The sequence below is a fragment of the Alishewanella agri BL06 genome, from assembly GCF_000272005.1.
GTDB lineage: Bacteria > Pseudomonadota > Gammaproteobacteria > Enterobacterales > Alteromonadaceae > Alishewanella > Alishewanella agri.
The window spans coordinates 95,266-116,929 of the sequence record NZ_AKKU01000009.1 but is presented as its reverse complement, the minus strand read 5'-3'; the positions used below and the strand labels follow the sequence as shown (position 1 = coordinate 116,929).

Below are 21,664 nucleotides of genomic sequence, written 5' to 3'. Positions count from 1 at the left end.
AAGTCTTGAAGGTATGGTGCCTGACAAATGCGTTTGGAACGCATTTGGGCAGGCACTGGCCCGCAAGGGTGAACGTCAGGATGACATTCACAATGAAGCCTACAGGGATGTATTCACGGCGGCTTGGCGTGAGCAATCCGGTTCGACGGTGCACGTCTGACTCTGAATCCAAAGTGCTATGCAGACAGAGACCAACCATGAATAGCCAATACCGCAAAAATTTACCAGGTACCCAGCTCGACTACTTTGACGCCCGCGAAGCGGTAGACGCCATTGAGCCAGGTGCTTATGCCAAACTCCCATACACCTCACGCGTGCATGCCGAAAACCTGGTACGCCGCTGCGATCCGGCGCTATTGCCAGATGCGTTAAAACAGCTGATTTACCGCAAGCGCGATATCGATTTTCCGTGGTTTCCGGCCCGTGTGGTCTGCCACGATATTTTAGGCCAAACCGCACTGGTTGATTTAGCCGGTTTGCGTGATGCCATCGCGGAAAAGGGTGGTGATCCGGCCAAAGTGAACCCGGTGGTGCCAACGCAGCTGATTGTTGACCACTCATTAGCCGTAGAACATGCCGGTTTTGAAAAAGACGCCTTTGAGAAAAACCGCGCCATTGAAGACAGACGTAACGACGATCGCTTCCACTTTATTAACTGGACCAAGAAAGCCTTTAAAAATGTGGATGTGATCCCGCCGGGTAACGGCATTATGCATCAGATTAACTTAGAGCGGATGTCGCCGGTGATCCATGCTAAAGACGGCGTGGCCTTTCCGGATACCTTAGTGGGTACCGACAGCCATACGCCGCATGTGGATGCTTTAGGTGTAATCGCTATTGGCGTCGGTGGTTTAGAGGCCGAAAGCGTGATGCTGGGCCGCGCCAGCTGGATGCGCCTGCCCGATATTATCGGCGTAGAGCTAACCGGCAAAGCGCAACCAGGTATTATGGCCACCGATATTGTACTGGCGCTGACCGAGTTTTTGCGTAAAGAAAAAGTGGTATCAAGCTATTTAGAATTCTTTGGCGAGGGTGCCGACAGCCTGAGTTTAGGTGACAGGGCGACCATTTCTAATATGACACCAGAATACGGTGCCACTGCAGCGATGTTCTCTATCGATCAGCAAACGCTGGATTATTTAACCCTGACTGGCCGCGAGAGCGCACAGGTGAAACTGGTAGAAACTTACGCCAAGGCCGCTGGACTGTGGAGCGAGAGTTTAAAAACCGCTGAATATGAGCGCGTATTACGCTTTGATTTATCCAGCGTTGGCCGCACTATGGCTGGCCCATCGAACCCGCATGCCCGTCTATCGACCAGCGATTTAGCCGCTAGAGGCATTGCCGGTAAGTATGAAATTGAAGAGGGCAAGATGCCGGATGGCGCGGTGATTATCGCGGCCATTACCAGCTGTACCAATACCTCTAACCCGCGCAATGTGATTGCCGCAGGTTTGCTGGCGCGTAATGCCAATAAGCTGGGATTAAGCCGCAAGCCATGGGTGAAAACCTCGCTGGCGCCCGGCTCCAAAGCGGTGCAACTGTATCTGGAAGAGGGGGGGTTGCTGCCAGAGCTGGAGCAACTGGGCTTTGGTATTGTCGCCTTTGCCTGTACTACCTGTAATGGTATGAGCGGCGCACTGGATCCGGTGATTCAGCAGGAAATTATTGACCGTGATCTGTACGCCACAGCAGTGTTATCGGGTAACCGTAACTTTGATGGCCGTATTCACCCTTATGCCAAACAAGCGTTTTTAGCATCACCTGCGCTGGTTGTTGCCTATGCAATTGCCGGTACTATCCGCTTTGATATCGAAAAAGATGTGCTGGGCTACCATAACGGTAAAGCCATTACCTTAAAAGATATCTGGCCAAGTGATGCCGAAATTGATGCGGTAGTGGCACAAAGCGTAAAACCAGAGCAGTTCCGCAAAGTATACGAACCGATGTTTGCGCTAAGTGTGGATTACGGTGAGCAAATTAGCCCGTTGTATAACTGGCGGCCACAAAGTACCTATATTCGCCGTCCACCTTATTGGGAAGGCGCACTGGCAGGCGAGCGCAGCTTAAGTGGTATGCGGCCGCTGGCGATTTTGCCGGATAATATTACCACTGACCATTTATCACCCTCCAATGCCATTTTGCTGGACAGTGCGGCCGGTGAGTATCTGGCTAAAATGGGCTTGCCGGAAGAAGACTTTAACTCTTATGCCACGCACCGCGGCGATCACTTAACGGCACAGCGCGCCACCTTTGCTAACCCCAAACTATTTAACGAAATGGTGCTGGAAAACGGCAAGGTAAAACAAGGTTCGCTGGCGCGGGTAGAGCCGGAGGGCAAGGTAATGCGGATGTGGGAAGCGATTGAAACCTATATGGATCGCAAACAGCCGCTGATTATTATTGCCGGTGCCGACTATGGCCAGGGCTCATCCCGCGACTGGGCCGCCAAAGGCGTGCGCTTAGCGGGTGTCGAAGCCATTGCTGCTGAAGGCTTTGAGCGCATTCACCGTACCAACTTAATTGGGATGGGCGTATTGCCGCTGGAGTTTAAGCCGGGCACTAACCGTAAAACCCTGCAGTTAGATGGTACTGAAACCTATGATGTGAAAGGCGCTCGCACACCACGTACCGATTTAACGCTGGTAATTAACCGCGCTAATGGCGAAGTGGTAGAAGTACCGGTCACCTGCCGTTTAGATACCGCCGAAGAAGTGTCGATTTATGAAGCCGGTGGTGTGCTGCAGCGCTTTGCGCAGGACTTTTTGCAAGGAGCGGTGTAATGAGCGCACCACAAATCAAGATCCCTGCCACCTATATGCGTGGCGGAACCTCGAAAGGCGTGTTCTTTAAGCTGACTGACTTACCCGCTGCTGCCCAGCAGCCGGGTAAGGCGCGGGATAACCTGCTGCTGCGGGTAATTGGCAGCCCGGATCCATACGGTAAACATACCGATGGCATGGGCGGCGCGACCTCAAGCACCAGTAAAACCGTGATCTTAAGCAAAAGCAGCAAGCCCGAGCATGATGTTGATTATCTGTTTGGTCAGGTCGCTATCGATAAACCCTTTATTGATTGGAGTGGCAACTGCGGCAACTTAACTGCGGCGGTAGGCGCTTTTGCGATTAGTAATGGTTTGGTCGATGCCGCGCGGATCCCGCAAAATGGCCTGTGCACGGTGCGGATTTGGCAGGCTAATATTGGCAAAACCATTATTGCCCATGTGCCGATGACAAAGGGTGAGGTGCAGGAAACCGGTGACTTTGAGCTCGACGGCGTGACTTTCCCGGCCGCTGAAGTACAAATTGAGTTTCTGGATCCGGCTGCCGATGAAGGCGAGGGTGGTGGTGCCATGTTCCCAACCGGCAATTTAGTGGATGATTTAGAGGTGCCAGGTATTGGTACCTTTAAAGCCACGCTAATTAACGCCGGCATCCCGACCATCTTTGTTAATGCGGTAGATATTGGCTATACCGGCACTGAACTGCAGGACGCGATAAATAGCGATGCGGCGGCGTTAGCGCGCTTTGAAACTATCCGCGCCTATGGCGCAGTAAAAATGGGCCTGATACAGGATATCAGCGAAGCGGCCGCCCGCGCCCACACGCCAAAAATTGCTTTTGTCGCGCCGCCACAAAGTTATATGGCGTCCAGCGGTAAAACCGTTGCTGAGAGCGAAATTGATTTGCTGGTACGGGCCTTATCAATGGGTAAATTACACCATGCGATGATGGGCACGGCAGCGGTGGCCATTGGTACGGCCGCTGCAATACCCGGTACCCTGGTAAATTTAGCCGCCGGCGGTGGTGCCAGAGAAGCAGTACGCTTTGGCCATCCATCTGGTACCTTACGGGTTGGTGCCGCGGCCGCTGAAGTAGCTGGTCAATGGACGGTGACCAAAGCCATTATGAGCCGCAGCGCGCGGGTGCTGATGGAAGGCTGGGTAAGGGTGCCTGGCGATTGTTTTTAAGGGACGCTTTTAGTGGTTATCGATTTAACAGGGCGCTATCAGCGCTCTGTTTTTTGACAGAACTGGAAAGAGCCACAGTAATGGTCACGGCCGGCAATAATCGTTAATCCTTGATTAAGTTTTGGCTGGCCGGATCTTTGTATACTCTGATGGCAGTAACAGCGCGGGCAAGGTGCATTATCTTAAGTATCTTGTGGGCCTGACCGACCTGCGCTTAGCAATAGATAACGGTCAAACATTTTCTGAATCGAAGTAACGCTTTATATAAGGAAATCATAAGAGTATGAAAAAATGGAGCACGTTTGCCGGGGTAATACTGCTATTAATTATTGGCCTTGTGGTATTCCATCAAAAAATTATTTCCGTGCTGGTTTTACCGTCATATATTGCCTGGGCAGAAGCGACCGAAACCGAAGGGCTGCGTATTGGCGAACCCTTGAGTGAAGGACAACTGCAGTTGGCGCGGGAAATTGGTATCAAAAGCCCGGAGAAGATCAGGCTGGTGGTCGTTGATCAGGTCCCTTTCCCTTACGAAAACCTGCTACTAAAAACCGTGGGCGAAGCCGTGGGGTTTATCGGTGAAGGTATTATCAACAATGCCCAGGTGTTTGGTTATGCCATTTATGTGAGAAAAGGCTATCAGTTAACGACGCCTAAACTGGCGCATGAGTTGGTACATGTGCTGCAAATTGAACGTACCAGCTTGCAGCAGGTGATAACGCAGCATTTTAGTGAGCTCGTCACCTATGGTTATGACAACTCGCCCTTGGAGGTTGAAGCCTTTCAGGCTAATGAGAAGTACCGTGATGTGTTATAGCGTTCAGTGGTTCGCGTCACAGCTTCGCTGTTGGTCGTTTTTTTCGGGCCGTTGACCCAGTAACAGGCAGTATCTTCTACAGTTAGATTATGCCTGCGTTAAGGTGCAACACCACTACCGACCAAACTTTGTAGCAATATCATGCAAACCAACCCGGTTGTACATTTTGAAATCTACGTCGACGATATGTCGCGGGCCAGAGCGTTTTATAACCTGATCGGACTGCATTCTATGCAATAGTTTGGTTTTACTGTAACCAGTTGAAACCCACGCCAGGCACAGGCGCGGCTACGCAAAAGCAATCCAGCGCCCGGCGATAATAATGGCCAGCCAGAGCAGCAAGGAGCACGCCGCAGCCAACTTTAAACCCGAGCTAACTTGGCCACCGCTTTGTGCTTGCTGCCAGCTCTGGCTGTATTGCACCAGTAGTAGGTTAAGTAGTGCCAACGATAATAATGCGAGTTTCAGCAAAAACGCCGGGTTATGTAAATAGTGCTGTGGTTGTACACTAAATAAGAGTAAACCGCTCGCTATCGCTAAGCCTAAGCCCAGACCCGCTATGCGGCTTAGCAAACTCAGAACTTCAGCCAGTGCGTTTTGGCGCAGCACACCTAAAAGTCGTAAATCCAGCAGCAGAATATTACCCAGCAGAATACCAATACCCACGATATGCAGACTGCTTAGCAGCGGATAAGCTAACTCTGAGTGACGAATGGCGCTGGCGAGCGCCGATTCCGCCAGGGTACTGCTTAGCGACTGCAGCATTACTCGTCTTCGCGCACCAGTTGCGGATAAAAGGTATACACCTTGCCATTAATGGTGGCTCTTACTGCTTTAATAATGCGCTCGTCGCTTTTCGCTGAGCGATGTCCGCGTATCAGCACGGTATCACCAACGGCGGCTTCACCCTCGACAAAGCCAGCATCGCGGGTTTGACGCGGATTACCTAAATCTACCTGCCAGGCGCCATCCGGCGTGGTAATCATTAAACGCGGATGCGGGGGACCGATAAAGATTTCGGTGATCTCGCCGGTCATTTCGGTTTGCTTATCTTCGGTCCAGTTCCAGCCGTGATGGGCCAGGGCGCTACTAGCCCAAAGCGTGACCGCAACAACAGTGACACCAAGGGTTTTGTCAGTGAACTTGCGCATGGTTAACCTCATTTGCTGTTAAAAAGAGTTAGCGTGTTTGCCGCACGCCAATGACAAGTATACGAAGCAGCGGCAGGGACGGTGCAGTTTATCGGCAATTTTGCGATAAACGGGCAGGTAAGCAGGCTCTGTTACAGCGCTTCGGCGTAGCGATACAGCGCTTTTAAAATCGCAGTTTTTTGCTCGTCGGCACTGTGTTCATGTGCCAGGTTTTCTAGCGCCAGACTAAATTGCTCCAGCGTTAAGTTTGGATTATCCAGTCCATGCATCAGTTTATCGGTGCGATAGCGTTGCCATTTTTGTAACTCGCTATCGGTAAGGGTGAGCGGGTAGTTGCGCGCCCGGTATAAAAAATACAGCCGGTTTAACCGCTCTTCGTTGAACAACACACTATCGGCAGTCAGGTTAGCCGGATCCAACTGATGCAATAGCTGCATTTTCTGCTTATCGGCATCGCTGATAAAGCCCTGGTAAAGCTGGTAGTCGGGGTTAGTCTCTGCACTATACTCGGTTGGCGTTTGATAAAGCTCAACAACCTTTTGCTGGAGCTCACGATGCTGGCGTAGCCATTCCAGATGCTGCAGGCACAGGTTACGATCGATACCAAGCTCAGTGGCGCGCTCGGCACTCAATGTTTTGGCATTAGCTAAAACCGGGCATTTGTTCAGATGAATCAGTTTTAACCCCAGCCGCTGTTCGCCATCGGCCAGGTCGCTGGTTTTTTTATATAACTTTTGCTGCAGTGTGGCTAAGTCATCGTTGAGCAACGGGCTTGGGTCGAGCTGCAGGTTATAGCAGATCACGGCATTTTTATTAGTTGGGTGGTAGGCCAGCGGTACTACCCAGCTGGCACAACCTTGCGCAGCCGGAAACTTTGATGACACATGGACCAGCGGGGTTAAACCGGCAACATCAATCAACTCACTGACTTTTTGCTTTTTACGCAGTTCAAATAAGTACTGAAATAACTTCGGCTGCTGCTGTTTTATCAATTTGGCAATAGCGATAGTGGCATAGACATCCGATAAGGCATCGTGTGCAGAGCTGTGCTCCAGGTTATTGGCTTTGGTCAGGTGCTCCAGCTTAAAGCTGGGGCTGCCATCTTCACGTAGCGGCCAGTTAATACCTTCTGGGCGCAGCGCGTAGCAGGCGCGCACCAGATCAATCAGATCCCAGCGACTATTGCCCTGTTGCCATTCCCGACCATACACATCGAAAAAGTTGCGATACAGGCTATAACGGGTAACCTCATCGTCAAAGCGCAGGCTATTGTAACCAAGCACACAGGTGTTCGGGGTGCTGAACACTTGCAGAATGCGCCGCATAAATTCGGTTTCAACTAAGCCTTTTTTATTACATAGCTGCGGAGTCAGGCCAGTAATTAATGCAGCTTGCGGGTGCGGTAAATAGTCGTTCGCCAGCTGGCAATACCACATATCCGGCTCGCCGATAATGTTTAGTTCGCTGTCAGTGCGGATGCCGGCAAATTGGGCTGGCCGGTCTTTTTTCGGATCGGCGCCCCAGGTCTCAAAGTCATAGAAATAGAAGCTTGGCGCTTGGTTCATTACAGGTCCTGATTGGGAATTCAGCCGCTTAGCTGTCAATACATTACAAGCTGCATCATACCTTATCAGGCCCCAAGCCGTACAGCCAGCACATGCCATGTTGAAGATACCCTGACCAAACTGCGACCAGTACCGGTTAATTGCGCTGTGGCGGATGGCCGAGCTACTCACAAAGTGGTAAAGTGCGAGCTACCACTTATACTTAGCGTTTTGCTAAATAAGAATACCCTGAGTTTGTTATGCGTAAAAATTTACCTGTTACTTCCATTCGTCGCACCTTCGCAGCTGAACAGCGCCTGATTTCTGTGACCGACACCCGCGGCATTATTACCGATTGCAATGACGCCTTTGTTGCGGTGAGTGGCTTTAGCCGAGAGGAGCTGATTGGCCAGCCCCATAATATTGTGCGCCATCCGGATATGCCGCCAGCAGCCTATGAAACTATGTGGCGCTATTTAAAGCAGGGGCAAAACTGGATGGGGTTGGTAAAAAACCGCTGCAAGAATGGCGATTATTATTGGGTCGATGCCTATGTAATGCCGATTAGTGAAAAAGGTAAAGTTATTGGCTATGAGTCGGTGCGTTGTGTGCCAAATGAGCAGGATGTCGCCCGTGCCGAAAAGCTGTACCAGCAAATTAATGCCGGTAAAGCCAGCCGCAAAATGCCACAACCTACGGTGTTGATTGCCAGTGTGACCTTGTTACTGCTGCTGTTAAGCCTGATGATGGCGAGTCTGGCCGTGACGCAATGGGTGTTGATCGCCGGCTTACTGGCGTTGGTTGCGTATTATCAGTTGCGGCGGCGTAAATTATTTGCCGATTTAGAATTGTTAATGCCGGGTGCGTTTCAGGATCCGCTAGCAGTTGCCAGTTATACTGACGACAGTTTAAGCAATGGCCGCTTAAAGGTCAGTGTGCTGAGTGAACGGGCGCATTTAAGAGCTATGCTAACCCGAATTGAGAACGCTGCAGGTTCTGTGGCGCGGGACTCTGAACGGGGCTTACAGCTTACCCGCGAAGCTAATAACGAGATTGATCGCCAGCAGGCCGAAACCATGCAGGTTGCCACCGCAATGAACCAGATGACCACGACCATTGCCGAGGTGGCGCATCATGTTACGGATACCGCAGCGCAAGCTGATAAAGCAAACCAGTTATCGGCGCGGGGTAACGAAATTGCCGGGATTACCCGTCATTCGATTGAAAAATTACGCGACACCGTGAGCAGTATTGGCCAGTCAGTGACTGAAGTGGCGGAGCAAACCGAGAGGATCGCTAAAGCCGCACAATTTATCGAACAAATTGCTGATCAAACCAATTTGTTGGCACTAAATGCTGCCATTGAAGCTGCGCGCGCCGGCGAGCAAGGCCGTGGCTTTGCGGTTGTTGCTGAAGAGGTGCGTAATCTGGCGTTACGTACCCAGCAGTCGACAAAAGAAATTTATAGTATTGTCAGTGAATTAACCGCACGAGCGAATAATGCAGTCCAGGTTGCCCGCTTGGGCGCCCAGGATGCAGAAAATGGCTTGCAAAAAGTGGTAGAAAGCGGTGAGATGTTAACGGGAATTAATGGTGCGGTCACTGAAATTGCCCATATGTCGACCCAGATGGCGGCGGCAGTGGAGCAACAGGCGCACGTGGCGGATGATATTAACCGGCAGGTGGTAAGTATTTCTACGTTAGCAGGACACAGCACTAGTGCGGCGAATGAGGCCTCACATACGCTGGAACAGTTAAAGAGCGTGTCTGACGATCTGGCTGATCTGGTGCATCGCTTTAAACGCTAAACCGGGCGACTAAGGAGTTTGATGTTTCGTTCATTACGCAGTCAACTGACGCTGTTACTGTTGGGGCTGTTGGTGTTGCTGGCGCTGGTTACCGGTTACGCCACCCTGACTACTATGCGTAATGACAGTGAGCAACAGGCACGGCAACTGTTACAGGTTGCCACCAAGGTGTTCCGGCAAACTTTGCAGGTGCGTAGCAACCAGTTAACCGATAGTGTGCGCTTATTGGCTGCTGACTTTGGTTTTCGCCAGGCGGTTGCTACCGCCGAAGCTGAAACCATTAACAGTGTGCTTGAGAATCACGGTGCCCGTATTAACGCCAGCCTGGCATTGTTATTTGCTGCAGATGGCCAACTGCTTGCTACTACTGCACCGATGCAAGATAGCAACTTACTGACTGATTTGTTGCAGCAAGCACGGCAGCAGCAAGAGTCGCAGGCCAGTATTCTGAGTATTGGTGAACAAGCTTATCAAATTGTGCTGGTGCCGGTCAGGGCGCCACATCTTATTGCCTGGGTTGGCATGGGTTTTAGTGTCGACGAGGCCCTGGCCAGTCAAATCCGCGAGATCACTGGGTTAGATGTCAGCTTTGCCCGCCTGGCGCCGCAACAGCGGCAGTTGCTTACGTCTACCTTAAATCCCGCAGCACAGCAGCAGTTGCAGCTCAGCATGCAACAATTAATGGTAAGCGAAGAGTTAATGTTGCTGGACGAACCACTTCATCATATTTCGCAGGCCTTTACGCTGAGTCCGCAGCAGCATCTGTGGGCGTTTCTGCATTTACCAAATGAGCGCTGGTTGGCGAATTACCAACAGTTACGTCAGCAACTACTGCAAATTTTTAGTCTGGGTTTGGCGTTAGCGCTGGTGGTGGCCTTTTTTTACACCCGCAGCGTTACCCGGCCCTTGGCTAAGCTGGTAGATTTCGCCCGTGCCATCGGCCGTGGCCAGCAGGTCGCGCCACCCGCGGTCGCCTTAGCTGAAGTCAGTCTATTGGCCAATACGCTAACTCATATGCGTTCAGCAATTCTGCAGCGGGAACGGCAACTACAACAGCAAGCAGAATGCGATACGTTAACCAATCTGCCGAATCGCTTGGCCGTTGACAAACATTTACCGGCGCTGTTGGCGGGAGAGGATACGCTGCTATTGCAGCTGAATATTGCCAAGTTCCGCTTTATAAACGACAGCTTCGGTTTTAGTAATGGCGATCTGTTACTGCAGCAGCTGGCAGGGCGTTTGGCACTGCAGGCTGATGCCCGCTTATGTGCCCGCCTCGGCGCGGATGAGTTTTTAGTGGTGTTGGCACAGCCGGTAGCAGAGAACACACTGCAACATCTACTACAGCAATTAAGCACACCCTTTGATCTGGCCGGCTCCAGCATTCAACTGAGTCTGTTGGCGGGGGCATATCCTTGTCAGCAGGGCGCCTCTGACGTCAATATGTTACTACGCCGGCTTGATATCGCGCTGAATAACGCCCGTGCCCGGGGCCTGAGCCTGATGTACTACCAAAGCGGTCAGGATGAGAGTCATCAACGCGAACTGACCATTATCCGTGATCTGCCGCTGGCGCTGAAAAGCGGGCAGTTTAGTGTGGTATTTCAGCCTAAGGTTGATATTCAGCAACAGCGTTGTGTGGCGGCCGAAGCGTTGATCCGCTGGCAGCATCCACAGCTGGGTTTTATTTCACCGATGGAGTTTATTCTATTGGCGGAGCGCTCGGGTAATATCAGTATGATCTCGCACTGGATGTTAAAAGCCGTGATTGGCCAGTTAGCCAGCTGGCAACAGCAACATCCGCAATTGGCGGTGGCGGTAAACTTGTCCGCAGCGGATTTGTTAGATGATAGCTTACCCGGCAGGATCCTCGGTTGGCTGGCAGAAGCCGGTGTGAGCGTTACGGCACTGACGCTGGAGGTCACGGAAAGTGCTGTCATGCAGGATACCGGTAAAGTTGTTGCCAATTTACAACAACTGAAAGCTGCCGGTATCAAATTGGCGATTGACGATTTTGGCACCGGGCAGTCATCCTTGGCCTATCTGAAAAATCTACCAGTGCATGAATTGAAGATTGACCGAGCCTTTATTAAAGATATCGAACATAACACCCAAGATGCCCTGATTGTGCAAGCGACGGCGCAGCTGGCGATGGGGCTGGGATTAAGCGTCACCGCTGAAGGCCTGGAAAATCAGGCTGGTTTGTCGCGGGTACTGGCGGCGGGTTGCCAACAGGTGCAGGGCTACTATTTTGCTAAGCCGTTAGCGGCAGCCGATTTTAGTCTTTGGCTGCAGCAATTTGCTACCGATAATCAACGCTTTTTTACGACGATGGTGCTTGCGCCAACGGATCCTGCCAACCCGCCAGTTGCTGACTAATAAAAGCGCTCAGCCTGGCTGCCGCCTGCGGTAATCGTTTATTGGCATGCTGTACCAGATACCAGTGACTGCTGAGCGGAAAGCCTTTTACCTGTAACACTGACAATAAATGTTGTTGTCCCTGCAAGGTATGGGCTGACAGCAAGGCTAAACCTAAACCGGCATTCACACTTAGCCTTATCGCCTCGTTAGACTCCATTTGCATACTCTGCTTTAACTCGGTGGCCTGACTACTAAGCCAGCTGTCAAAGGTCATCCGGGTGGCGGATCCCGGTTCACGTAATAAGAAACGCTCAGCCGATAATTGGCTAAAATTAAGTTGTGGTTGTTTGCTGGCCCAATGTCCCTTGGGGGCAACCAGGTAGAGCGGATTTTTCACTACCGGTGTCGCCTGCACATACTCGCCGCGCGGTGGGTGACTAAATAAATACAGGTGATCCTGTTGCTGTTCGAAGCGGCTGAGAATATGTGCCCGGTTACCAATATGCAGATTAATCACCACCTGCGGATACTGATTAGCAAAGTCGGCCAGCAGCTGCGGTAACAGGTATTGTGCGGTATTGACCACTGCCAGTGAGAGTGAGCCAGCGCTGCCGCTGCGTTGCTGATGTAATTGCAGATTAAATTCTGATATCCGTTCATCAATATCCAGCACCGCCTGATACAACAACTCGCCGGCGGCGGTCAGTTGTAACTTTTGCTGCTGATAGTCGAATAAGGGTTCGCCAATGATTTCACTAAGTTTTTTAAGCTGTAATGACACGGTAGGCTGAGTAAGGTGTAACAGCCGTGACGCGGCGGTGATATTGCCGCTTTGGGCAACCTGCCGAAATACCTGCAGTAGGCGAAAGCTAAGTTGACGGGCATCCATAGATAATTGTCTATACTAAATTGCGTGATTATTAATTAGCATAAAAGTCCGTTGGCAGGCAAGATCGCCGCCGCATTCGATAATAACGATTACAGGGGAAACTTAATGCCAGATGTCGTGATAGCGTTTTTTGCCTTGGGACTGATTGCCGGGCTGGTAAAGTCCGATTTAAAGGTACCGGTGTCGATATATGAAATCCTGTCCATCTTGTTGATGCTGGTCATTGGCTTAAAAGGGGGCATGGCCTTACATGGCGTGCCGCTGTTACCGTTGTTGCCGGAGTTATCACTGATTGTCTTTTGTGGCGCTTTGATCCCGCTGCTGCTTTATCCGTTGCTGCGTAAACTGGTCAAACTGGACAGTGCCAACTCGGCCAGTATCGCGGCACACTATGGCTCGGTCAGCGCCGGTACCTTTGCCGTGGTATTAGCAGTGGCGATGGCGAATAATCTGGAATTATCGGCGCAAACTACCTTGTATCTGGTACTGTTAGAGTTGCCGGCTATCGTCGTGATGTTATGGCTGTATCGCTATATCAACGGCAGTAAAGCTAACGGCCTGGCGATTTTACATGAAGCCCTGACCAGTCGCGGCGTGTTGTTATTACTGGGTGGTATGTTAATTGGCATGTTTTATGGCAATACCGGCTTGTCGGAAATCACGCCGGTGCTGCTGGGTGGCTTTAAAACCATGCTGGCGTTGTTTTTACTGGAGATGGGGCTTTGTACTGCCCGGGTATGTAATCCGTTGCCCTGGAAGCACTGGCGCCTGATGCTATTTGCTCTGGGGATGCCGGTGATTCTGGCCAGTATCGGATTAGTGATCTCCGGCGTGATTGGCATGCCAGCGGGCAGTGCCCTGGTCTTCGCCACCTTAATGGCCAGCGCCTCCTATATTGCCGCGCCGGCAGCGATTAGAGCGGCCATCCCGCAAGCCGATATCGGGTTATCGATGCTGGCGGCGCTGGGACTGACCTTTCCGTTTAATATTCTGGTAGGGATTCCGCTGTATCAAAGCTGGGTGCTGTAGCCGGTCTGTGCTGGCTGTAGCATGCCGATGACAAGATAAAGACTAACGTATGACGGCAAAGGATGGCAGCTTAGGTACCACAAAAGGTCTGGCATACCCGCTGTTCGGCAGTGGCTGGCTGACTAAAGGCCCCGGCAGCCGCGTTATCCTGATAGGGGCTTTGCCATAGCTGATTAAGCTGATTAAATAAGCTTAAATCGCCATCCTGACTCACCTGATCAATCACTTGCTGGATCAGATGATTGCGCGGCGTAAAAACCGGATTGGCATTAGCCATTACTCGCTCTGGCGCTTGCTGTTGTTGTTCCAGACGTTGCTGCCAGCGACGGAACCAGATCTGGTAGTCTTCGGCATCCAGTTGCTGCTGCAAATAAGGCGTACCCGGCGTTAGCAGATCGCGGAAACTCAGCGTAAAGTCGGCCTGCCGGGCCGCGAGTAAATTTAGGAAGTCAGTAATCAGTGCCGCATCCTGCTCTGTACTATTGCTAATACCTAATTTGGCGGAAAAGCGCTGTTGGTAAGCGCTTTGATAATGCGCAGGAAATTGATTAAGCACGGCCATTGCCAGCTCAATGGCCGTTTGTTGATGTTGATCCAGCAGTGGCAATAAAGCTTCAGCCAGTCGCGCCAGATTCCACTGTGCGACAGCGGCTTGGTTCTGATAGGCATAGCGCCCCTGCTGATCGATGTAACTGTATACCTGGCGCGGGTTATAGGCTTCCATAAAAGCACAGGGGCCATAGTCAATGGTCTCGCCGCTCAAGCTCATATTATCGGTATTCATCACGCCATGAATAAAACCCAGGCTCATCCACTGTGCGACCAGCTCGGCCTGGCGCTGGCTAATGGTATCCAGCAATGCCAGATAGGGATTAGCCTGCTGCCAAAGGTTGGGGTAGTGGCGGTTAATCACATAATCTGCCAGTGCTGGTAACACCGCCGGATCGGGCTGACTGGCAGCATATTGCAGGCTACCAATGCGTAAATGACTGCTGGCGACCCGTGTTAAAATCGCGCCGGGTAGGGTTTCATCGCGAAATACCAGCTCACCGCTACTGACCGCAGCCAGCGCACGGGTAGTCGGGACGCCGAGTGCGTGCATCGCTTCGCTTACCAGGTATTCACGTAACACCGGACCCAATGGCGCCCGGCCATCACCACCGCGGGAGAAAGGGGTGCGCCCGGCGCCTTTGAGTTGCAGATCAAAAAGCTGACCGTTTTGATCCCGCACTTCCGCCAGTAAGATTGCGCGGCCATCGCCAAGCCGGGGCACATAGTTGGCAAACTGATGTCCGGCATAGGCCTGGGCGAGCGGGGCAGTCCAAACCGGTAAGTCGTTACCACTGAATAAGCCAAGCCCGGCTGAAGTAGCCTGATAGTCCGCGGGCAATTGCAGTTGCTCGGCTAGCGGCTGGTTAAAAGCGAGATAGGCGGGCGAGCGCACCGGTGTTGGTGCGCAATCGGCGTAGCAGGCGCCTGGCAGAGTGCGGTAACTGTGTTCGACCTGAAACCTTGTCATAAGCGTGCTAATCGGCAGTGATAAATAGTTGAGTAGTTTACTCAGATATAGTGCTGACTGCTAGGGCGTGTTGACATTTGCTGCTTGTTTTTGCAGCTGCTTGGCTGGCCTTTATACAAGGCAGAGCGTGTCCTAGCGCTTGCGGTACTCAGACACGGCCTGATTCGAGGCTTCGACCATCTTGCGGCCTTTGGCAGAGCTTTGCGTTAGCATAATAAACAGCAAATCAATCACCAGCTCCTGGGCGTTGCGTGACAAAATTGACGACAAGCGGGCGGCATTTTCATTGGCAACGGTTTTTAAATTCAGATCGGAGAGTTTGGCCACGGTATTGGGGGCAAAACCGGTTAAACTCAGCAGCGGAATGTGCCGGCTTCTCGCATATTGACTGACCACAATCATTTCGTTGGTCTCACCGGATTCGCTGATCACCACCAGCAAATCTTTGCCGGTATAGTGGGCTAAATCGGCCAGCTGGATATGGTTATCACTTTCGGCAATGGCTTGCAGACCAAGTTTGCGCAGTTTCAGACAAAAATCCTGAGCGACCAAAAAGGACGCACCTTTGCCGGTTAACATAATGCGTCGTGCGGTATTTAATAGCTGGCAGGCCTGCTCCAGGCTGCTTTGGTCATTGGCACTCAGGGTATTGGTCAGCACTTCAATTTTGCCGGTTAAGAGTTTACGCGCCACTTCTGCAAAGCTGTCGTTCAGCGCGATATCACCATGCAATCGCTGTACGTTGGGAGTACTTTGCTGGTGTAAATGATCGCTTATTGCAAATTTAAAATCCGGGTAGCCTTTGTAGCCCAGTTTCTGCGTAAAACGAACAACGGTCGCCTGACTGACGCCGACAGCCTGGGCTAATTCTTGCGACGATAGTTGGCGGATCTGTTGGCTATGTGCCATGACATAGTCGGCGATGGCTTGCTCAGCCTGACGTAACTTTCCTTGTAGTAGCGCGATTTTTTGTAATACAGCCATCTTCAGATCCTTTTTTGGTTCAGTATAGGTGGATTTTTTACAAAAAAACCAGCCTTTGTCTGCTGTTACGTGTTAATTGTGGTAGCAGATTGCCGACTGCCGGGTAGCAGATTAAAATCAGCGCCCGCTAAATATTTGAAAGATATTCGACCACAGGAGTTTGCGGTGAATAAAAATGTATTGACCAATGTTATCGCGTTATTGCTGACGATATCAGGTTGGGCTCTGGCTGAGCCACTGTTACTTAATATCGGCCTGTTTGCCCTGGCGGGTGCTATTACTAATACTTTGGCTATTCATATGCTGTTTGAGCGGGTGCCGTTGTTATATGGCTCTGGCGTGATTCCAGCACGTTTTGCGGAATTCCGACTGGGGATCCAGCAGTTAGTGATGTCGGAGTTTTTTAATCAGGCCAATATTGCGCGTTTTATCGACAGCCAAAAACCGCAGCGTCAGACATTTGATTTCGAGCCGGTGTTAGCAGAGGTTGATTTAAGTTTAGCGTTTCGGGCACTGCAAAAAGCGGTTGAGCAGTCGTCTCTCGGTGCTATGTTGGCGATGTTTGGCGGCAGCGCCGTGTTACAGCCGTTAGAGCAACCTTTTACCGATAAATTACGTGGCGCCTTGCTACAAATTGCCGCGAGTGACGACTTTCAGCAGCTGCTGTTAAAACAGCTGCATAACAGCTCACAGTTGGATGCGTTACAGCAGCAGATAGAACAGATCGTGCAGCAGCGATTACACGAGCTGACGCCGGAGCTGGTAAAAGACATTATTCAGCGCATGATTCGCCAGCACTTAGGCTGGTTAGTAGTATGGGGTGGTGTTTTTGGTGGCTTGCTCGGCTTAATGGCAGGATTATTAACACTTTAATTTGCTGAACTGCAAAAAAGCCGCTACCGTAAACAGGAAGCACTGGCTGTGTCGGCCGGGACTATAGAAGGAAATCGCGATGAAATTGATCTTAGCCCTAACAGCTTGTGCTGGAGCCTTAATGGCGTTGCCTGCGACAGCGATGCCAGAGTTAAAAGGTAATGAGCAACTGTGGTTACTGACTGAACAACAACAATTAATAAAGGTCGCCACAGCGGCACCCGCTACCATTCTGCAGCAGCACAGTATTTCAGGCTTAGCCGAAGGTGAAAAGCTACAGGGTATCGATTATCGCGTGGCGTATGGCGTGCTCTTTGGGCTATCTGATCGCGGACACCTGTACCAGATTGATACCGCCAGCGGCAAGCTAACGCAGGTTGGCAGTGCGTTAGCCAGCGGTACCCTTAGCGCGGCGCAATATGGTTTTGACTTTAACCCGGCCGCGGATCGAATTCGGGTGGTGAATGCCAATGGCCAGAATCTGCGGTTACATCCGGAAACCGGCGCTTTGGCGTTTACTGATCCACAGCTTCATTACGCCCCGACAGATGTTAATGCGGCGAACAAACCAGCTGTTGTGGCAGCAGCCTACACCTATAATCAGCAAAACGAAAAACTGACTACCAACTACGCTATCGATCTGGCTCAACTGAGTCTGGTAACTCAGGGCAGCATTGAAGGCGTTGAACCCGCGGTATCACCGAACACCGGCACCTTATTCACTGTCGGCAAACTGGCACTGCCTGCGGTACAACATATTTCTTTTGATATTTCAGATGTGCGTAATATCGGCCTGATCAGCGCCACTGCCGCCGATGGGTCTGGCAGCACGCTTTATCAGGTTGATTTGCAAACGGCAGAGCTAAAAGCTTTAGGCAGCATTAAAGCGACTATTATGGGCTTAGCGATTGAACCTTAAAGCCTGGTGGCTGATGCTGCTGGTCAGTGCCAGCAGTCAGGCGGCAGAATTAACGGTTAACGTAACCGATAGCCAGGGCGCACCTGTTGCTGGTGCTGTGGTATTTCTGGAATCTGCCGCCGCCAGCGCTGCCGTGCAACCGGTTACTGATGCCCGTATTGTGCAAAAAAATAAAACCTTTGTGCCGGATGTACTGGTGATCCCGCGCGGTACCGCCGTGTATTTTCCCAACGAGGATACGGTGCGGCATCATGTGTATTCGTTTTCTGCTATCAAGCCATTTGAAATCAAGCTCTATGTTGGCACCCCGGCGGCGCCGGTGCTGTTTGACCAGAGTGGCGTTGCTGTGCTGGGCTGCAATATTCACGATGAAATGATTGCCTGGGTAGTGGCGCTGGATACGCCTTATTACAGCCGCAGCAATCAACAAGGCGAGGCGAAACTTACCGTGGTGCCGGAGGGGGAATATACCTTGCGGGTTTGGCATAAAGACTTATTAAACGAGCAGGATGTGCCAAAAATTATCCTGACCTTGGGTAGTACACCTCAGCGAACCTCGGTGCAGTTACCGCAGCTGGCACCCGTGTTCTAAACAGTTCGGACGCAGCTTTGCTACTTGCCTTTTGGTAATCCTTGTTATCATAGTTTTTAATGCAGCTATACTAAAACTGGCGTTTTGATGTCGCTAAGGTTGGTAGTCAATATCAGCAATATGCATCAAGGAGAGCCAGTATGAAGCATAAAATCCTCAGCGCATCGGTGATTAGCCTGATGCTTTGTTGTTCTGAATATAGTCAAGCTGTACCGGCAGAGCAGTTGGATATTGCCGGTATAAAACTTGGCATGACGGTCGATGAAGTTAAAGCCGCCATTAATAGCTTTGATCCCCAGCTACAGATTGAAGAAGTTGCTGCGGTGTTTGACCTCAACGATGGCGCTAATCTGCAGCCCAGCCCGGAGTTTTTAGATCGGATAGAAGCCTTGCAGGGGAATCAGGGGGCAGTGTTAAAGGTATTCTTCTCCGGTCCGGTGGGCGAAGTGCGGGTAATTGGCGTGGCCCGTAAGGGATTGATCCTGAGCAATCAGCCAGCGTCAGCGCAATTTATGCAGTCACTTACCGCACGCTATGGTCAACCGACGGCATTTAATCGTAATCAAAAAGATCAGCCGGTATGGGAAGCGAGTGGCAAGATGTCCTGTCTTAAAGCCCGGGATTATAAGAATGAGCCGCAGGTGAATATTGCGCCGGGTTTTGGTGAAAGTGTGTTAGTCAATGTCAGTGCGGAGCAGTTCTTTAGTAGCCGGGCCGGCAATAATACTGGTAAGGGATTATTCCCGAAGGAATTTACTGACTGTGGTAGTTACCTGAGTTACTTTTTCCCGGGCGATCCGATCAGTAGCTTTAGTGGCGAACTAATGGATCTTGGCGCGATAGTGCACACAGAACGCAGCCGACAACAATGGGTTGAACAGTTAACGGCAGAAGCGGTACAGAAACGGCTATCAAAAGGTCAGGTACCGAAGTTTTAGGCGAGATGAAGATTACGAAACAGGCCGGTCTGGTGACCGGCCTGTTTGGGTAAAGACTACTTATTTGAGATCAAAACGGTCTGCATTCATCACTTTTACCCAGGCGTTAACAAAGTCTTGTACAAACTTCTGTTTGTTATCATCCTGAGCGTAAACTTCTGCATAAGCGCGCAGAATCGAATTGGAGCCAAACACCAGATCAACCCGGGTCGCGGTCCATTTCACTTTGCCGCTGCTGCGCTCGACAATGTTATAGCTGTTGCGACCGGTCGGTTGCCAGCTGTAGTTCATGTCGGTCAGATTGACGAAGAAATCGTTGCTCAGCACCCCCGGCTTATCGGTAAAGACACCATGCTTGCTGCCACCAAAGTTGGTATCCAATACCCGCATGCCACCGATTAAAGCGGTCATTTCCGGGGCGGTTAAACCCAGTAACTGGGTTTTATCCAGCATCATTTCCTCAGGTTGTACCACATAATCTTTTTTCAGATAATTGCGGTAGGCATCATGCAGCGGCTCCAGCACTTCGAATGACTCAACATCAGTTTGCGCCTGAGTCGCATCGCCACGGCCCGGTGCAAAAGGTACTGTGATATTCACACCGGCCGCTTTAGCTGCCTGTTCAATCGCCGCCGAGCCACCCAGTACAATCAGATCAGCCAGGCTGACTTTTTTACTCAGGCCAGCTTGAATGCCCTCCAGCGCCTTCAGTACCTTTTGTAACCTTACCGGCTCATTGGCTTCCCAATCTTTTTGTGGCGCCAGCCGGATGCGGGCACCGTTCGCGCCGCCGCGATAATCTGAACCGCGGAAGGTGCGGGCGCTATCCCAGGCAGTGGCAACCAGCTCACTTACTGTTAAACCGCTGGCCAGAATTTTTGCTTTCAGCTCGCTAATTTCGGCTGCAGTCAGGCTGTAGCTCACGCTCGGTACCGGATCTTGCCAAATCAGTTCTTCTGTTGGCACATCTGGTCCGAGATAACGGCTTCTTGGTCCCAGATCGCGGTGGGTTAGTTTAAACCAGGCCCGGGCAAATACATCTTCAAAGTAGGCCTGATCTTGGTAGAAGCGCTCCGAGATTTTACGGTATTCAGGATCCATTTTCAGCGCCATATCTGCGTCGGTCATAATGGGGTTATAGCGAATGGCGCTATCTTCAACATCAACCGGCTTGTCCTGCTCTTTAATATTTACCGGCTCCCACTGCCAGGCACCGGCCGGGCTCTTTTTCAGCTCCCAGTCGTGTTCCAGCAACATTTTAAAGTAGCCGTTATCCCACTTGGTCGGTTCGCTGGTCCAGGCACCTTCAAGGCCGCTGGTGACAGTATCACGGCCAATACCGCGGGTTTTATGGTTCATCCAGCCAAAACCCTGCTCATGTAATTCAGCACCTTCTGGTGCCGGGCCCAGATTTTCGGCACGGCCATTACCGTGCGCCTTACCGACAGTATGACCACCAGCGGTCAGCGCCACCGTTTCTTCATCGTTCATCGCCATGCGGGCAAAGGTAACGCGCATATCGTGGGCGGTTTTCAGCGGATCCGGATTGCCATCCACACCCTCCGGGTTGACATAGATCAGACCCATCATTACCGCAGCCAGCGGATTTTCTAAATCGCGTTCACCAGAGTAACGGCTGCCTTCGCTACCGGATTTGGCCAACCATTCTTTTTCGCTACCCCAGTAGGTGTCTTTTTCCGGGTGCCAGATATCTTCACGGCCACCGGCAAAGCCGAAGGTTTTAAAGCCCATCGACTCATAGGCCATATTACCGGCCAGAATCATCAGATCGGCCCAGGAAATTTTGTTACCGTATTTTTTCTTGATTGGCCACAGCAGACGGCGGGCCTTGTCGAGATTGCCGTTATCCGGCCAGCTATTGAGTGGAGCAAAACGCAGATTGCCGGTGCCGGCACCGCCACGGCCATCAGCAATGCGGTAGCTCCCTGCACTGTGCCAGGCCATCCGGATCATCAGGCCACCGTAATGGCCCCAGTCTGCCGGCCACCAGCTTTGGCTTTGTGTCATCAGCGCTTTCAGATCGTTTTTAACGGCTTGCAGATCCAGCTTGGCAAACTCGGCCGCATAGTTAAAGTCGGCACCAAGCGGGTTAGACTTGCTATCGTGCTGGTGCAGGATGTCAAGGTTCAGCGTTTTCGGCCACCAGGCCATCACGTTATCGCTGCTGCTGGTATTAGCACCGTGCGCGAAAGGGCACTTACCAGTGGAGGGGGTGTTCTTGTCCATGGGTCACTCCTGTTTTGGTTATT

The 21,664-nt window shown here is 51.5% G+C and carries 17 protein-coding genes; 10 read left to right on the top strand and 7 right to left on the bottom strand.

The features are described from left to right. Positions 1–197: 197 nt before the first annotated feature. From acnD to AGRI_RS03705, 3 genes are all read left to right on the top strand, one after another. Positions 198–2,783: a Fe/S-dependent 2-methylisocitrate dehydratase AcnD gene (gene acnD / locus AGRI_RS03715; protein WP_008983669.1), complete on the top strand. Its 2,586-nt coding sequence runs from the start codon at positions 198–200 to the stop codon at positions 2,781–2,783. After that, on the top strand, positions 2,783–3,970 hold the full coding sequence (gene prpF, locus AGRI_RS03710; protein ID WP_008983668.1) for a 2-methylaconitate cis-trans isomerase PrpF: 1,188 nt from the start codon (positions 2,783–2,785) through the stop codon (positions 3,968–3,970). The genes acnD and prpF overlap by 1 nt, the downstream gene beginning before the upstream one ends. Before the next feature lie 283 nt (positions 3,971–4,253). Further along, positions 4,254–4,787, top strand: coding sequence for a hypothetical protein (locus AGRI_RS03705; RefSeq protein ID WP_008983667.1), 534 nt, complete (start codon positions 4,254–4,256; stop codon positions 4,785–4,787). 288 nt (positions 4,788–5,075) lie between these two features. On the opposite strand, the gene AGRI_RS03700 is transcribed toward AGRI_RS03705, so the two are convergent. The 3 genes from AGRI_RS03700 to sbcB form a co-directional block, all read right to left on the bottom strand. After that, entirely contained in the window at positions 5,076–5,552 is a 477-nt protein-coding gene (locus tag AGRI_RS03700) for a DUF6644 family protein (protein ID WP_008983666.1), read from the bottom strand. Then, positions 5,552–5,938, bottom strand: coding sequence for a hypothetical protein (locus AGRI_RS03695; RefSeq protein WP_008983665.1), 387 nt, complete (start codon positions 5,936–5,938; stop codon positions 5,552–5,554). The genes AGRI_RS03700 and AGRI_RS03695 overlap by 1 nt, the downstream gene beginning before the upstream one ends. A 131-nt stretch (positions 5,939–6,069) precedes the next feature. Beyond that, positions 6,070–7,503, bottom strand: a complete 1,434-nt coding sequence (gene sbcB / locus AGRI_RS03690) for an exodeoxyribonuclease I (protein WP_008983664.1) — start codon at positions 7,501–7,503, stop codon at positions 6,070–6,072. A gap of 239 nt (positions 7,504–7,742) precedes the next feature. Here sbcB and AGRI_RS03685 point away from each other — a divergent pair, with 239 nt between their 5' ends. Together AGRI_RS03685 and AGRI_RS03680 are read left to right on the top strand one after the other, a co-directional pair. After that, positions 7,743–9,290 (top strand): methyl-accepting chemotaxis protein, encoded by a 1,548-nt coding sequence (locus AGRI_RS03685; RefSeq protein WP_008983663.1) that lies wholly within the window; start codon positions 7,743–7,745, stop codon positions 9,288–9,290. A gap of 21 nt (positions 9,291–9,311) precedes the next feature. After that, positions 9,312–11,669 carry a putative bifunctional diguanylate cyclase/phosphodiesterase gene (locus AGRI_RS03680; RefSeq protein ID WP_008983662.1) on the top strand — a complete coding sequence of 786 codons (2,358 nt, stop codon included), beginning with the start codon at positions 9,312–9,314 and terminating at the stop codon, positions 11,667–11,669. On the opposite strand, the gene AGRI_RS03675 is transcribed toward AGRI_RS03680, so the two are convergent. Beyond that, positions 11,614–12,540: a LysR family transcriptional regulator gene (locus AGRI_RS03675; RefSeq protein WP_008983661.1), complete on the bottom strand. Its 927-nt coding sequence runs from the start codon at positions 12,538–12,540 to the stop codon at positions 11,614–11,616. The two genes, AGRI_RS03680 and AGRI_RS03675, sit on opposite strands and share 56 nt — an antisense overlap. Positions 12,541–12,645: 105 nt before the next feature. Between AGRI_RS03675 and AGRI_RS03670 the strand changes: the two genes are divergently transcribed. Further along, positions 12,646–13,569, top strand: a complete 924-nt coding sequence (locus AGRI_RS03670; protein WP_008983660.1) for a sodium-dependent bicarbonate transport family permease — start codon at positions 12,646–12,648, stop codon at positions 13,567–13,569. A 70-nt stretch (positions 13,570–13,639) separates the two neighbouring features. On the opposite strand, the gene AGRI_RS03665 is transcribed toward AGRI_RS03670, so the two are convergent. Both AGRI_RS03665 and AGRI_RS03660 read right to left on the bottom strand, forming a co-directional pair. Continuing rightward, positions 13,640–15,088 (bottom strand): protein adenylyltransferase SelO, encoded by a 1,449-nt coding sequence (locus tag AGRI_RS03665; RefSeq protein ID WP_008983659.1) that lies wholly within the window; start codon positions 15,086–15,088, stop codon positions 13,640–13,642. A gap of 132 nt (positions 15,089–15,220) precedes the next feature. Next, positions 15,221–16,072: a MurR/RpiR family transcriptional regulator gene (locus AGRI_RS03660; RefSeq protein ID WP_008983658.1), complete on the bottom strand. Its 852-nt coding sequence runs from the start codon at positions 16,070–16,072 to the stop codon at positions 15,221–15,223. 165 nt (positions 16,073–16,237) lie between these two features. Between AGRI_RS03660 and AGRI_RS03655 the strand changes: the two genes are divergently transcribed. From AGRI_RS03655 to AGRI_RS03640, 4 genes are all read left to right on the top strand, one after another. Continuing rightward, the gene (locus tag AGRI_RS03655) at positions 16,238–16,945 is read left to right on the top strand and encodes a DUF445 domain-containing protein (protein WP_008983657.1); all 708 of its coding nucleotides are present in this window, start codon (positions 16,238–16,240) and stop codon (positions 16,943–16,945) included. A 79-nt stretch (positions 16,946–17,024) separates the two neighbouring features. Continuing rightward, on the top strand, positions 17,025–17,864 hold the full coding sequence (locus tag AGRI_RS03650; RefSeq protein ID WP_008983656.1) for a DUF4394 domain-containing protein: 840 nt from the start codon (positions 17,025–17,027) through the stop codon (positions 17,862–17,864). Further along, the gene (locus AGRI_RS03645; protein WP_040291392.1) at positions 17,854–18,456 is read left to right on the top strand and encodes a hypothetical protein; all 603 of its coding nucleotides are present in this window, start codon (positions 17,854–17,856) and stop codon (positions 18,454–18,456) included. The genes AGRI_RS03650 and AGRI_RS03645 overlap by 11 nt, the downstream gene beginning before the upstream one ends. A 140-nt stretch (positions 18,457–18,596) precedes the next feature. Continuing rightward, positions 18,597–19,394: a hypothetical protein gene (locus AGRI_RS03640; protein ID WP_008983654.1), complete on the top strand. Its 798-nt coding sequence runs from the start codon at positions 18,597–18,599 to the stop codon at positions 19,392–19,394. A gap of 60 nt (positions 19,395–19,454) precedes the next feature. Here the strand turns inward: AGRI_RS03640 and katG are convergent, their stop codons facing one another. Beyond that, on the bottom strand, positions 19,455–21,641 hold the full coding sequence (katG, locus tag AGRI_RS03635; RefSeq protein ID WP_008983653.1) for a catalase/peroxidase HPI: 2,187 nt from the start codon (positions 21,639–21,641) through the stop codon (positions 19,455–19,457). Positions 21,642–21,664 lie beyond the last annotated feature (23 nt).